The organism is Streptomyces sp. NPDC052023, assembly GCF_044548465.1.
GTDB lineage: Bacteria > Actinomycetota > Actinomycetes > Streptomycetales > Streptomycetaceae > Streptomyces.
In genome coordinates, this window is the sequence record NZ_JBIUBW010000001.1 from 45,302 (window position 1) to 58,155 (window position 12,854).

Annotated in this window: 12 protein-coding genes; 9 read left to right on the forward strand and 3 right to left on the reverse strand. The window is 70.9% G+C overall.

Going from position 1 to position 12,854, the window contains the following annotated elements:
* Positions 1–28: 28 nt before the first annotated feature.
* The 7 genes from ACIHCM_RS00185 (at position 29) to ACIHCM_RS00215 (ending at position 8,895) form a co-directional block, all read left to right on the forward strand.
* Positions 29–871 carry a nitrilase-related carbon-nitrogen hydrolase gene (locus tag ACIHCM_RS00185; protein ID WP_399887131.1) on the forward strand — a complete coding sequence of 281 codons (843 nt, stop codon included), beginning with the start codon at positions 29–31 and terminating at the stop codon, positions 869–871.
* Positions 868–2,154, forward strand: a complete 1,287-nt coding sequence (locus ACIHCM_RS00190; RefSeq protein ID WP_399887133.1) for an aspartate aminotransferase family protein — start codon at positions 868–870, stop codon at positions 2,152–2,154. Before ACIHCM_RS00185 ends, ACIHCM_RS00190 begins: the two co-directional genes overlap by 4 nt.
* A gap of 26 nt (positions 2,155–2,180) precedes the next feature.
* Complete coding sequence (locus tag ACIHCM_RS00195; RefSeq protein ID WP_399887135.1) at positions 2,181–3,755, forward strand: PucR family transcriptional regulator; 1,575 nt, start codon at positions 2,181–2,183, stop codon at positions 3,753–3,755.
* Positions 3,756–3,919: 164 nt separating this feature from the next.
* The gene (locus ACIHCM_RS00200) at positions 3,920–4,762 is read left to right on the forward strand and encodes a nitrilase-related carbon-nitrogen hydrolase (RefSeq protein WP_399887137.1); all 843 of its coding nucleotides are present in this window, start codon (positions 3,920–3,922) and stop codon (positions 4,760–4,762) included.
* 28 nt (positions 4,763–4,790) lie between these two features.
* Positions 4,791–6,191: a dihydropyrimidinase gene (gene hydA, locus ACIHCM_RS00205; RefSeq protein ID WP_399887140.1), complete on the forward strand. Its 1,401-nt coding sequence runs from the start codon at positions 4,791–4,793 to the stop codon at positions 6,189–6,191.
* Between the two features lie 11 nt (positions 6,192–6,202).
* On the forward strand, positions 6,203–7,222 hold the full coding sequence (locus ACIHCM_RS00210; RefSeq protein WP_399887142.1) for a TIGR03842 family LLM class F420-dependent oxidoreductase: 1,020 nt from the start codon (positions 6,203–6,205) through the stop codon (positions 7,220–7,222).
* A 116-nt stretch (positions 7,223–7,338) separates the two neighbouring features.
* Entirely contained in the window at positions 7,339–8,895 is a 1,557-nt protein-coding gene (locus ACIHCM_RS00215) for an NCS1 family nucleobase:cation symporter-1 (protein WP_399887144.1), read from the forward strand.
* Between the two features lie 27 nt (positions 8,896–8,922).
* Here ACIHCM_RS00215 and ACIHCM_RS00220 read toward each other — a convergent pair whose 3' ends face one another.
* The 3 genes from ACIHCM_RS00220 to ACIHCM_RS00230 form a co-directional block, all read right to left on the reverse strand.
* Complete coding sequence (locus ACIHCM_RS00220) at positions 8,923–9,585, reverse strand: hypothetical protein (protein ID WP_399887146.1); 663 nt, start codon at positions 9,583–9,585, stop codon at positions 8,923–8,925.
* Between the two features lie 410 nt (positions 9,586–9,995).
* Entirely contained in the window at positions 9,996–10,562 is a 567-nt protein-coding gene (locus ACIHCM_RS00225; protein ID WP_399887148.1) for a PaaI family thioesterase, read from the reverse strand.
* Positions 10,563–10,676: 114 nt separating this feature from the next.
* Positions 10,677–10,976, reverse strand: a complete 300-nt coding sequence (locus ACIHCM_RS00230) for a putative quinol monooxygenase (RefSeq protein ID WP_399887150.1) — start codon at positions 10,974–10,976, stop codon at positions 10,677–10,679.
* Between the two features lie 139 nt (positions 10,977–11,115).
* On the opposite strand from ACIHCM_RS00230, the gene ACIHCM_RS00235 reads away from it, so the two are divergent.
* Both ACIHCM_RS00235 and ACIHCM_RS00240 read left to right on the forward strand, forming a co-directional pair.
* A complete protein-coding gene (locus ACIHCM_RS00235; RefSeq protein WP_399887152.1) occupies positions 11,116–12,075 on the forward strand; it encodes a GlxA family transcriptional regulator in 960 nt (319 codons plus the stop codon).
* A gap of 126 nt (positions 12,076–12,201) precedes the next feature.
* On the forward strand, positions 12,202–12,765 hold the full coding sequence (locus ACIHCM_RS00240; protein WP_399887154.1) for a dihydrofolate reductase family protein: 564 nt from the start codon (positions 12,202–12,204) through the stop codon (positions 12,763–12,765).
* Positions 12,766–12,854 lie beyond the last annotated feature (89 nt).

Consider the following 12,854-nt stretch of genomic DNA (forward strand, 5'->3'; position numbering starts at 1 on the left):
CGCTGACGCCCCGTCGAAGGAGCAGCTCATGGCGAACATCGTCCGTGCCGCTCTGGTCCAGGCCACCTGGACCGGCGACACCGAGTCCATGGTGGCGAAACACGAGGAGCACGCCCGCGAGGCGGCCCGGCAGGGCGCCAAGATCATCGGGTTCCAGGAAGTCTTCAACGCCCCCTACTTCTGCCAGGTCCAGGAGCCGGAGCACTATCGCTGGGCCGAGCCGGTGCCGGACGGGCCGACCGTGCGCCGTATGCGGGAACTGGCGCGCGAGACCGGCATGGTGATCGTCGTGCCGGTGTTCGAGATCGAGCAGTCCGGCTTCTACTACAACACCGCCGCGGTGATCGACGCCGACGGCAGCTACCTCGGCAAGTACCGCAAGCACCACATCCCGCAGGTGCGGGGCTTCTGGGAGAAGTACTACTTCAAGCCCGGCAACCTCGGCTGGCCCGTCTTCGACACCGCCGTGGGGAAGGTGGGCGTCTACATCTGCTACGACCGTCACTTCCCGGAGGGCTGGCGCCAACTCGGCCTGAACGGCGCCCAGCTGGTGTACAACCCGTCCGCCACGCACCGCGGACTGTCGTCCTACCTGTGGCGGCTGGAGCAGCCGGCGGCGGCCGTCGCCAACGAGTACTTCGTCGCCGCCATCAACCGGGTCGGCGTCGAGGAGTACGGCGACAACGACTTCTACGGAACGAGCTACTTCGTCGACCCGCGTGGGCAGTTCGTGGGGGAGACCGCCAGCGACAAGGCCGAGGAACTCGTCGTGCGCGACCTCGACTTCGACGTCATCGAAGAAGTGCGGCAGCAGTGGGCCTTCTACCGCGACCGCCGCCCCGACGCCTACGAAGGGCTGGTGCAGCCGTGACCAAGGATCTGCTGGGACGCCACCGGGCCGTGCTCCCCGACTGGCTCGCGCTCTACTACGACGAGCCGCTCGAGATCACCCACGGCGAGGGCCGGCACGTCTGGGACGCCGCCGGAAACCGCTACCTCGACTTCTTCGGCGGCATCCTGACCACGATGACCGCGCACGCCCTGCCCGAGGTGACCAAGGCGGTGAGCGAGCAGGCCGGACGGATCATCCACTCCTCCACCCTGTACCTCAACCGGCCGATGGTCGAACTCGCCGAGCGCATCGCCCAGGTGAGCGGCATCCCGGACGCCCGGGTCTTCTTCACCACCTCCGGCACGGAGGCCAACGACACCGCCCTGCTGCTGGCCACGACGTACCGCCGCAGCAACACGATCCTGGCGATGCGCAACAGCTACCACGGCCGCTCCTTCAGCGCCGTGGGCATCACCGGCAACCGCGGCTGGTCGCCTACCTCCCTGTCCCCGCTCCAGACGCTGTACGTACACGGAGGCGTCCGCACCCGCGGGCCCTACGCGAGCCTCAGCGACGACGAGTTCATCGCGGCCTGCGTCGAGGACCTGACCGACCTGCTCGGCCACACCCGCCCGCCCGCCGCGCTGATCGCCGAGCCCGTCCAGGGCGTCGGGGGCTTCACCGCCCCGCCGGACGGGCTGTACGCCGCCTTCCGTGAGGTGCTTGCCGAGCGCGGGATCCTCTGGATCGCCGACGAGGTGCAGACCGGCTGGGGCCGCACCGGCGAGCACTTCTGGGGCTGGCAGGCGCACGGCCGCAGTGGTCCCCCGGACATGCTCACCTTCGCCAAGGGCATCGGCAACGGCATGTCCATCGGCGGGGTCGTCGCCCGCGCCGAGATCATGAACTGCCTCGACTCCCACAGCATCTCCACCTTCGGCGGCACCCAGATCACCATGGCCGCGGGCCTCGCCAACCTCACCTATCTGCTGGAGCACGACCTCCAGGGCAACGCCCGGCGGGTCGGCGGACTGCTGATCGAGCGGTTGCGGGCCGTCGCCGCGCAGGTGCCGGCCGTGCGGGAGGTGCGCGGCCGCGGGCTGATGATCGGCATCGAGGTGACCCGGCCGGGCACCGACGAGGCCGATCCGCAGGCCGCGTCCGCCGTGCTGGAGGCGGCCCGCGCGGGCGGGCTGCTCATCGGCAAGGGCGGCGGGCACAACACCAGCGCCCTGCGCATCGCCCCGCCGATGTCCCTGACCGTCGCCGAGGCCGAGGAGGGCGCCGCCGTCCTCGAACGCGCTTTGAGGAGCATCGGCTAGCACGAGAGAAGCAAGGGAGCGCCGCCATGACCACCACCCCGGAGTCCTGGGAGCCCCTCGAACCGGCCCTGTCGGTCCGGCAGGTCCTCACGCTGGAGCGGGTGCTCGCCGGGGAGCCGGAAGTGGTGGCGGGCGCGGGCCAGCTGGACCGGCCGGTGCGCTGGGTGCACGTCGCCGAGGCCGCCGACGTCGGCGTGATGCTCAGCGGCGGGGAGATGGTCCTCACTACCGGCGTCCTGCTCGCCGGTGACGCGGACAAGCAGGCCGAGTACGTGAAGTCGCTGCACCGGGCGGAGGCGGCGGCCCTCGTGCTCGGCCTCGGCCGCGCCTTCCCCGCCGCGCCGGACCCGATGCGGCGGGTCGCCGAGCGCTGCGGGCTGCCCATGGTCGTCCTGCACCGCCCCTTCCCCTTCGCCCAGCTCACGGAGGAGGTCCAGTCCCGGCTGGTCAGACGCAAGTTCGCCGCGGTAAGCCGCTCCGAGGAGGTACGCACCGAGCTCACCGCCCTGATCACCTCCGGCGCCCCGCTGCAACGCCTGCTGGACGAGGTGGCCCGGCACAGCGCCTGTCCCGTCGTCGTGACCAACCTCGCCCACCGCGTCCTCGCCACGGCGGGGGAGCGTCCCGCCGTCGACGACGTGCTGCGCGACTGGGAGCGCATCGCCCGCCAGGCCGGCGGCAGCGAGGGCGACGGCTGGATCCGCGCCGAGCTGGGCGGGCGCGGCGAGCGGTGGGGACGCATCATGCTGTGCGGATACCGGGGCGACACCGCCACCGGGCGGCTGCTCGCCGACCGGGCCGCCGAGGCCCTCGTGCTGCACCGCATGCTCGACGGCTCGTCGGGCAGCTGGGAGGAGCAGTCGGCGCAGAGCCTGCTGACGGACCTGATCGGTGGCGTCGTACCGGCACGGCAGTTGCTGCCCAGGGCACGGGCGGCCGGGCTGCCGGTCAACCGGCGCACCTTCGTCCCGCTGGTGGTGCGTGACCGGGAATCCGGCCGGCCGGACCGGGTGATGCGCCTGCTGGGGCTGCCCGGAATCGCCGCCGAACTCGCCGGCGGGACCACCGCGGTGCTGCTCAGCCTCGCCCCGGACCAGGACGCCGAGGCGCTCACCGCCCACTTCGCGGCACGGCTGCGGGCCACGTCACGGCCCGTCGTCGTCGCCGCGGCGGACCCGCGCGCCGCCTGGGACGAGGTCCCCGCGGGCCTGCGCGAGGCGCTGCACGTCGCGGACGCCGTGGCCGGCTCCCCGGCCGTCCTCGACCTCCCGGCCGTCGTCCGCCTGAAGGACGTTCATCTGCGGGGCCTGATCCGGCTGCTGCGGGACGACCCGCAGGTGCAGTCCTTCGCGGAGCGGGAGCTGGACGGGCTGCTGTGCGCGCGGGACGACGAGGCGGGCACCCTGCTCGCCGTGCTGCGCACCTATCTCGCGACCGGCCGCAACAAGTCCCGCACCGCGCAGCTGCACCACGTCTCACGGCCCGCGCTCTACCGCCGTCTGGAGGCGATACAGGCCCGCCTCGGTGTCGACCTCGACGACTTCGAGCAGGCCGCGTCGGTGCACATCGCGCTCCTCGCACACGACGCGCAACAGGGGTGAAACATGCGACGACCTGCGATGACGGCGGTGAAACATGGACCCCCACAAGGGTGACACGGTGGCACGCCGCGCCCTCGCGGACGTGACACGGTGCAACTCAACGACGGCAACCGGACTTCCTAGGCTCACCGGACACCGAGCTACCGGAACGACCGGAGGTCCCGATGAGCCGAGTGATCCGCGCCGCCGTCTTCCAGACGTCATGGACCGGCGACAAGGAGTCGATGATCCGGGTGCACGAGCAGGCGGTGCGCGACGCCGCCGCCCAGGGCGCCCAGATCCTGTGTTTCCAGGAGCTGTTCTACGGACCGTACTTCTGCCAGGTGCAGGACCCGGCCTTCTACGAGTACGCCGAGCGGATCCCGGACGGCCCGATCGTGCGGCGGTTCCAGGCGCTCGCCCGCGAGCTGGGCATCGTCCTCGTACTGCCGATGTACGAGGAGGAGCAGCCCGGCGTGCTGTACAACACCGCGGCGGTGATCGACGCGGACGGCTCCTACCTCGGCAAGTACCGCAAGACACACATCCCGCAGGTGCGCGGCTTCTGGGAGAAGTTCTACTTCCGGCCCGGCAACAGCGGCTGGCCGGTCTTCGACACTGCCGTCGGCAAGGTGGGCGTCTACATCTGCTACGACCGCCACTTCCCGGAGGGCTGGCGGGCGCTCGGCCTCGCGGGCGCCGAGATCGTCTTCAACCCCTCGGCCACCTCGCGCGGACTCTCCGGCTACCTGTGGCAGCTGGAGCAGCCGGCGGCGGCCGTCGCCAACGAGTACTTCGTCGGCGCGATCAACCGGGTCGGCGTCGAGGAGTACGGCGACAACGACTTCTACGGCACCTCGTACTTCGTGGACCCCGAGGCCCAGTTCGTCGGCGAGGTGGCGAGCGACAAGGAGAGCGAACTGGTCGTGCGGGACCTGGACATGGCCAAGCTGCGCGAGGTCCGCGACCGCTGGCAGTTCTACCGCGACCGGGCGCCGGGCACGTACACCCCGCTGACCGCGCCCTGACAGCACCCATCACGGCAGGAGAGGGAGCATGAGCCGTACCGTGATCCGCGGTGGCCTCGTCGTCACCGCGTCCGACGAGATGCACGCCGACGTCCTGATCGAGGACGGCCGAATCGCCGCCCTCGCCGCATCCGGCACCCCGGCCGCCGAGGCCTGGACGGCCGAGCAGGTGCTCGACGCCACCGGGAAGTACGTCATCCCGGGCGGCGTCGACGCCCACACCCACATGGAGCTGCCGTTCGGCGGCACCTTCGCCTCCGACACCTTCGAGACCGGCACCCGGGCCGCCGCCTGGGGCGGCACCACGACGATCGTCGACTTCGCGGTGCAGAGCGTCGGCCACAGCCTGCGCGAGGGGCTGGACGCCTGGCACGCCAAGGCCGAGGGGAACTGCGCCGTCGACTACGGCTTCCACATGATCGTCTCCGATGTGCACGACGAGACGCTCAAGGAGATGGACCTGCTGGTGGAGGAGGGGGTGACCTCCTTCAAGCAGTTCATGGCGTATCCGGGCGTCTTCTACAGCGACGACGGCCAGATCCTGCGCGCCATGCAGCGCTCCGCCGACAACGGCGGGCTGATCATGATGCACGCGGAGAACGGCATCGCCATCGACGTCCTCGTGCAGCAGGCTCTGGCCCGGGGGGAGACCGACCCCCGGTATCACGGCGAGGTGCGCAAGGCCCTGCTGGAGGCCGAGGCCACCCACCGCGCCATCAGACTGGCCCAGGTCGCGGGAGCGCCCCTGTACGTCGTGCACGTCTCGGCGACGGAGGCGGTCGCCGAGCTGACCCGGGCGCGCGACGAGGGTCTGAACGTCTTCGGCGAGACCTGCCCGCAGTATCTGTTCCTGTCGACCGACAACCTCGCCGAACCCGGTTTCGAAGGCGCCAAGTACGTCTGCTCCACGCCGCTGCGGCCCCGCGAGCACCAGGCGGCGCTGTGGAAGGGGCTGCGCACCAACGACCTCCAGGTGGTCTCCACCGACCACTGCCCCTTCTGCTTCGCCGGGCAGAAGGAACTCGGCCGCGGCGACTTCTCCAAGATCCCCAACGGGCTGCCGGGCGTGGAGAACCGGATGGACCTGCTCCACCAGGCCGTCCTCGACGGGCACATCACGCGCCGCCGCTGGATCGAGATCGCCTGCGCCACCCCGGCCCGGATGTTCGGCATGTACCCGAAGAAGGGCACCATCGCGCCGGGCGCCGACGCCGACGTCGTGATCTACGACCCGCACGCCGAGCAGGTGATGTCGGCCGAGACGCATCACATGAACGTCGACTACTCGGCGTACGAGGGCAAGCGCGTCACCGGCCGGGTCGAGACCGTGCTCTCGCGCGGCGTCCCCGTCATCACCGAGCGGGAGTACACCGGGCACGCCGGACACGGCGTCTTCATCCCCCGCTCCACCTGTCAGTACCTCAACTAGGAGCGGTGCCCATGGACTTCGGACTCGTGCTGCAGACCGACCCGCCGGCCTCCCGGGTCGTCTCCCTGATGAAGCGTGCCGAGCGCAACGGATTCACCTACGGCTGGACCTTCGACTCGGCGGTGCTCTGGCAGGAACCCTTCGTCATCTACAGCCAGATCCTCGCCAACACCACGAAGCTGACGGTCGGCCCCATGGTCACCAACCCGGGAACCCGCACCTGGGAGGTCACCGCCTCCACCTTCGCCACGCTCAACGACATGTTCGGCAACCGCACGGTGTGCGGCATCGGGCGCGGCGACTCGGCGATGCGGGTGGCCGGCCGCAAGCCCAACACCCTCGCCCGGATCAGTGAGGCGATGAAGGTCATCCGGGAACTGGGCAGCGGCCGGCAGGCCGAACTGGGCGGCACGGTGATCAGGTTCCCGTGGATCAAGCCGGGCGCCCGGCTCCCCGTGTGGATGGCCGCGTACGGGCCCAAGGCGCTGAAGATGACCGGTGAGGAGGCCGACGGGTTCATCCTCCAGCTCGCCGACCTGTATCTCACCGAATACATGGTCAAGGCGGTCAAGGACGCGGCGGTCGCCGCCGGGCGCGACCCCGACGCGGTCACGATCTGTGTGGCCGCCCCCGCCTACGTCACCGAGGACGACTCGCCCGAGGCGCTCGCGCACGCGCGGGAGCAGTGCCGCTGGTTCGGCGGGATGGTGGGGAACCATGTCGCCGACCTGGTCGCCAAGTACGGCGAGCACTCCGCCGCCGTACCCGCCGAACTCACCGACTACATCAAGGCCCGTGACGGGTACGACTACGCCCACCACGGGCGCAGCGGCAACCCCGACACCCAGTTCGTGCCGGACGAGATCGTCGACCGGTTCTGCCTGATCGGGCCGGTCGAGAAGCACGTCGAGAAACTCAGGGCGCTGCGCGCACTGGGCGTCGACCAGTTCGCGGTGTACGACATGCACGACGCACAGGAAGCGGTGATCGACGCCTACGGCGCGAAGGTCATCCCCACGCTCCGTTCCTGAACGCGCAGCGACCACCGACCGACCCCCCACCCCTTGCCCTCCTCCCCGCCGTTCCGGGGAGGGGGCCCAAGGCCTCCGCACGGCCTCTCCCGTCCCACCTTGCCGATTGGCCTGCCATGACCGAAACAGTCCCCGCGGGGTCGCCCGCCACCCAGAGTGCCGACGCCGACGGCCGGATAGAGCTGGCCCCCGAGGCCTTTCCCGCCGAAAGCCCGTTCGCCAACGAGGATCTGCGTCCCGTCCCGGTCGCCGAGCGCACGTGGACGACCTACAACTTCGCCGCGCTGTGGATCTCCATGGCGCACTGCATTCCCAGCTGGACCCTGGCATCCGGTCTGGTCGCGCTCGGCATGGACTGGAAGCAGGCGGTCTTCACCATCGCCCTGGCCAACGTCATCGTGCTGCTGCCGATGCTCGCCACCGGCCACGCCGGGCCCAAGTACGGCATTCCCTTCCCGGTGCTCGCCCGCGCCTCCTTCGGGCTGCGCGGCGCCAACGTCCCGGCGCTGATCCGGGCGGCGGTGGCCTGCGGCTGGTTCGGGATCCAGACCTGGATCGGCGGCAGCGGCATCTTCGCCCTCGGCTCCAAACTCACCGGCGGCGAATGGGAGAAGGCCGGGCAGATCGCCGGCAACCCCTGGCCGCTGTGGCTGTGCTTCATCCTGTTCTGGGCCGTCCAGATCGCCATCATCCATCGCGGCATGAACTTCCTGCGGCACTTCGAGAACTGGGCCGCGCCCTTCGTGATCGTCGGCGCCTTCGTGCTGCTGATCTGGATCGCCGTGCAGGCGGACGGCTTCGGTGAGTTGCTCTCGCAGCCCTCCAAGCTCGGCTGGGGCGCGGATTTCTGGCCGGTCTTCTTCCCGTCGCTCATGGGCATGATCGGCTTCTGGGCGACCCTGTCGCTCAACATCCCCGACTTCACCCGCTTCGGCGCCAGCCAGCGCGCCCAGACCCGGGGCCAGACGCTGGGCCTGCCCACCACGATGACCCTGTTCGCGATCCTCGCCGTCCTCGTGACCTCCGGCTCCGAGGTGGTCTACGGCGAGGCGATCTGGGACCCGGTCACCCTCGCCGCCAAGGCGGACAACGTCTTCGGCCTGCTCTTCGCGCTGATCACCGTGCTGATCGCCACCATCTCCGTGAACATCGCGGCGAACGTGGTCTCCCCGGCCTACGACCTGGCCAACCTGGCGCCGAAGTTCATCAACTTCCGTACCGGCGCGCTGATCACGGGCGTGGTCGGAATCCTGATCTTCCCGTGGAAGCTGATCTCGACGCCCGAGTTCTACATCTTCACCTGGCTCGGCGTGGTGGGCGGACTGCTCGGCACGGTCGCGGGAATCCTGATCGCCGACTACTGGATCGTCCGGCGTACGGTCCTGCACCTGGCGGATCTGTACACGCCGGGCGGGCGCTACTGGTACGCCTCCGGCTGGAACTGGCGTGCCCTGGTGGCGTTCGCCGTCGGCGGCGTGCTCGCGATCGGCGGCGCGTACTCCACGGTGAACGCGGACGGGGTGCGCTCCGGCCCCTTCCCGTCGGAGGGCCTGATCCCGTTCCTGAAGCCGCTCGCCGACTACGGCTGGGCGGTGGGCCTCACGGCCTCGCTGCTGCTGTACGTGGCGCTGATGCTGCCCCGTGAGCGCGCCGGCGGCGACCGGGCCACCTGAGCCGCCCCGCCGACCGGGCGGTGAGGCCTACCCGCCGCCCTCCAGCGCCGCAGCCGCCTCCTTCGCCGCCTTGATGGCGCCCTTGTTCATCTCGTCCGAACTGGGCGCCTCCTTCGACTCGAAGTCCGAGCCGTTGTAGGTGACGACCACGAGCGCGTTGGACGCCCGGACGATCACCGTCGCCTCGCGCGTCTTCTGGTCGTCCTCGGTGGTGAGGTTGACGACCGAGTAGGCCGCGTCGCCCGTGCCGGGGACCGCGCCGCCGCCGCTCTTCTCCCGCACGCGTGCCTCGTACTGCTTGAGCGCCTTGTCGTCCGAGTCGCTGATCTCGAAGGAGACGTCCAGCCAGCGGTAGTCGTAGCCCTTCAGGGCGTTCCAGGAGCAGGTGCGGCGGACCGACTTGTCCGTCGAGGTGATCTCCTTGCCGGCCGTCTTGGCGCCGGGCACCAGCGACGTGATCGTTTTCTGGCCCAGGCTGTCGCAGGGCGCCGGGGCCGCGGTGTACGTCTTCGGCACGGTCGTCGAGGACGGCGCCGAGGCGGACTGGGTCCCGGTCCGGTCCGCCTCCTTGCCCTGGGCGGCGGGGGCGCTGGGCTCCGGGCCGGAGCTGAGCGCCCAGCCCGCGCAGGCGAGCACGACGACCGGCGTCAGGCGCGCGGTGAGAGCGAGCGGCAGAGGAAGAGAACGCACGGCGCACTTCTCGTGGGGGTGGGTGCGGAGGGGGTCCGCACTGCGGACGGGACGCCAGTGTCACACGAGTCTCTGTGGGGCGGAAGTGCCAACTCGCTCCGTGCCTGAGCGGTAACTGTGGCTGACGGTCGGCGCGTTGTGTGTCCGGTTATGTCCCCGCGAGCGCCCGGCGCCGGACCCACGCCCGACTCGATCCGGCCCACGGCGGGAACGCCCCGCATACGACGAGGCGCCCCGCACACGACGAGACGCACCGGACAGCGATCGGTGTGATCGGACCGCCGCACCGTTGCCCCCTCCTGCCGGTGCAACCAGCGGAGCCCGCCTTCGTCGCGGCCCCCTCCCGTGGGCGCAACCGGCGGAGTCCGCCTACGAGTCGGGGCTGGTGTCGGCGCGCGGCGGTCGGCCCGTCATACCGCGCCGGACAGCGCGAAGACGGCGCAGGTGGCCGTCCCGTGGGCGTAGAGCTTGCCGTCGGCGGCCCCGGTGAGCCGCGCCTCCGCGGTCGCCGTCGTGCGGCCGACATGGACGGCCCGGCCCGTACAGCGCAGCGTCGGGGAGGCGGCCAGCACCGGTCTGACCAGGTTCACACCCAGCTGCACGGTGGTGTACGCGCGGCCGGCCGGCAGGGCGGTCAGTACGGCGGTGCCCAGGGCGGAGTCGAGAAGGGTGGCCATGTAGCCGCCGTGGACCGTGCCCATCGGGTTGAAGAGGTGCTCGCCGGGCTCGCCCTCGAAGACGGCCTCCCCGTCCTCGACCGCCACCAGCCGGAAGCCGAGCGTTCCGCAGATCGGCGCTTGCGGCAGGTCTCCGTTCAGACTCATGCGGGCCAGCTCGATGCCCGCGCGCCCGCCCGCGGTCGCGTAGCTCGTCGGGGGTCCCCATGTGTGGGTGCGGGAGCGGATGCCGGCGGGGCCGGCGCCGTCGGAGCGGGTGCCGCCGGTCGTCGTGGGGTGGTGCGTGGCGTGCTGCGCCATGGTGCCTTCCGTTCTGTGATGACCCGGCTGCCGGGTTCCGTTGCCTGAGTGTGTGACCGCCGGGCGGCAACGCCGTCGGAGTGCCGCCGCCCGGACGGAGGCGGCGACGGCAGGTCAGGGAAGCTTCACGGCCAGGAGATCGACGGGCCGGATGTCCGGGGCCTCGCCGAGCATCGTCCCGGCGGCGTCCATCAGCGCCGCCGCGATCTTCCCCTGGAGATGTCCCTGACGCCCCTCCTCGTCGTCGAAGGTGTCGAAGACGCCGAAGGTCGTGGGCCCCTGCCGGAACGCGAACCAGGTGACGGTGTGGTCCTCCTGCCGCGCGAGCTGCAGCGCGTCGCGCAGCAGGGCGTCGACCTGGTCGGCGTACTCGGGCTTCGCCTCGATGCGGGCCAGCAGTCCGAGCTTGGTCATGGTGCGCTCCCGTGGTGTGGTCGTCGTGTCGGTGCGGTGCCGGTACCGGGCACCGGATCTCGTCCGGACACCGAGAATCTAGGCCGCCCGAAACGCCTCACCCAGCGTCGGAAGCGACGCGATCGATACTGTTTCCGACATGGACGTAGCTGTGCTCGCCTACGACGGCGTCTTCGATTCCGGGCTCGCGGCGATCCTCGACGTGCTGGAGGGCGCCAACGCCATGCGCGGCGAGTTGCCGGAGCCGCCACCCGCCTGGGAGATCGCCACGATCGGCTTCCGCCGGCGGATCCGCACCGGGGCGGGACACGTGGTCCACACCGCCCCCGTCAGCGTCGCGGAGCACGCCGACCTGCTGCTGGTGCCGGCTCTGGCCGAACGGCGGCCCGACGCCCTGCTCGCCCATGTCTCGGGCCCGGCCTCCCAGCCCGTACGGCGCCTGGTGGCGGCGACACGGGAGCGCCGCACACCCGTCGCCTCCGCCTGCACGGGCACCTTCCTGCTGGCCGAGTCGGGCGTCCTCGACGGCCGGCTCGCCACGACGAGTTGGTGGCTCGCGCCGTACTTCCGCAAGCGCTACCCGGCGGTGACGGTCGACGAGAGCCGCATGGTCGCCACGTCGGACGGCGTGACCACCGCGGGGGCGGCCTTCGGCCACGTCGACCTGGCGCTCGCGATCGTACGGATGAGCAGTCCGGCCCTCGCCGATCTGGTCGCCCGTTATCTGGTCGTCGACGAACGCCCGTCCCAGGCGGCGTACACCATCTCCGCGGCCCTGGCGCAGAGCGACCCGACGCTGGCGGCCTTCGAGCGCTGGGTCCGGATCCACCTGGACCAGCCCCTCTTGATCGCCGACGCGGCGCGGGCCGTCGGGGTGAGTGAACGGACGCTCCAGCGGACCGTGCGCCGCACGCTGGGCACGTCGCCCGTCCGCTTCGTCCAGGACCTGCGCGTCGAACGCGCCTCCCATCTGCTGCGCACCACGGATCTGTCCCTGGAGGCCATCGCGCGCAAGGTCGGCTACGAACACCCCAACACGCTCCGGATCCTGCTGCGCGAACGCACGGGAGCCACGGCGAGCGCTCTGCGGGGGCCATGACCACGCGAGGCCCTACGGGGCCGCTCCGGACCAGCCCGGGTAGACCCAGGCGATCCCGCGAGCCGCGATGAGTCCTGCCGCGTCCGGCGGTCGTACTGTCGAACCCGTTACCGAGGAGGACTTCTGATGCGCAGCGTGACCTACTCGATGAACGTCTCACTGGACGGCTACATCGTCGGGCCGGACGGCGACTTCGACTGGACGGCGCCCGACGAGGACGTCTTTCGCTTCTGGATCGACGAGATCCGGCAGGTCGGCGTCCACCTGTTGGGACGACGGCTGTACGAGGCGATGCTGTACTGGGAGACCGCCGACCAGGATCCATCGCTCGACGACTCCAGGCTCGAGTGGGCCGCGCTCTGGAACCCGCTGCCGAAGGTGGTGTTCTCCACCACGCTGTCGGCGGTGCAGGGCGTTGCCCGCCTGGCCTCCGGGAGCCTGGCGGAGGTGATCGAGCGGTTGCGGGCAGAGCCGGGGGAGGGCGACATCGCGATCGGCGGCGCGACCCTCGCCGCCGAGGCGGCCGCGTTGGGTCTGATCGACGAGTACCGGGCCATGGTCCACCCGGTGCTGGTCGGCGGCGGCATCCCGTTCTTCCCCCAGCGTGAGCGCCGGGTGGATCTCGAACTCGTCGAGACCCGCGCCTTCAGTTCGGGAGTCGTCCACCTCCGCCACCGCGTGGCGCGTTAGCCGACTCCTCCGCCAAGCCCTGGGAAGAACGGGCCAGTCATTCCCCACGGCCCGTCCTGGGGTCGGACTGGCCGACCGACACACGCAAA

What these genes read in the sequence shown, in the direction of transcription:
- ACIHCM_RS00185 (WP_399887131.1), top strand. Translation starts at nt 29, where the DNA reads ATGGCGAACATCGTCCGTGCCGCTCTGGTCCAGGCCACCTGGACCGGC.
- ACIHCM_RS00200 (WP_399887137.1), top strand. Translation starts at nt 3,920, where the DNA reads ATGAGCCGAGTGATCCGCGCCGCCGTCTTCCAGACGTCATGGACCGGC.
- hydA (WP_399887140.1), top strand. Translation starts at nt 4,791, where the DNA reads ATGAGCCGTACCGTGATCCGCGGTGGCCTCGTCGTCACCGCGTCCGAC.
- ACIHCM_RS00215 (WP_399887144.1), top strand. Translation starts at nt 7,339, where the DNA reads ATGACCGAAACAGTCCCCGCGGGGTCGCCCGCCACCCAGAGTGCCGAC.
- ACIHCM_RS00210 (WP_399887142.1), top strand. Translation starts at nt 6,203, where the DNA reads ATGGACTTCGGACTCGTGCTGCAGACCGACCCGCCGGCCTCCCGGGTC.
- ACIHCM_RS00225 (WP_399887148.1), bottom strand. Translation starts at nt 10,562, where the DNA reads ATGGCGCAGCACGCCACGCACCACCCCACGACGACCGGCGGCACCCGC.
- ACIHCM_RS00195 (WP_399887135.1), top strand. Translation starts at nt 2,181, where the DNA reads ATGACCACCACCCCGGAGTCCTGGGAGCCCCTCGAACCGGCCCTGTCG.
- ACIHCM_RS00230 (WP_399887150.1), bottom strand. Translation starts at nt 10,976, where the DNA reads ATGACCAAGCTCGGACTGCTGGCCCGCATCGAGGCGAAGCCCGAGTAC.
- ACIHCM_RS00235 (WP_399887152.1), top strand. Translation starts at nt 11,116, where the DNA reads ATGGACGTAGCTGTGCTCGCCTACGACGGCGTCTTCGATTCCGGGCTC.
- ACIHCM_RS00240 (WP_399887154.1), top strand. Translation starts at nt 12,202, where the DNA reads ATGCGCAGCGTGACCTACTCGATGAACGTCTCACTGGACGGCTACATC.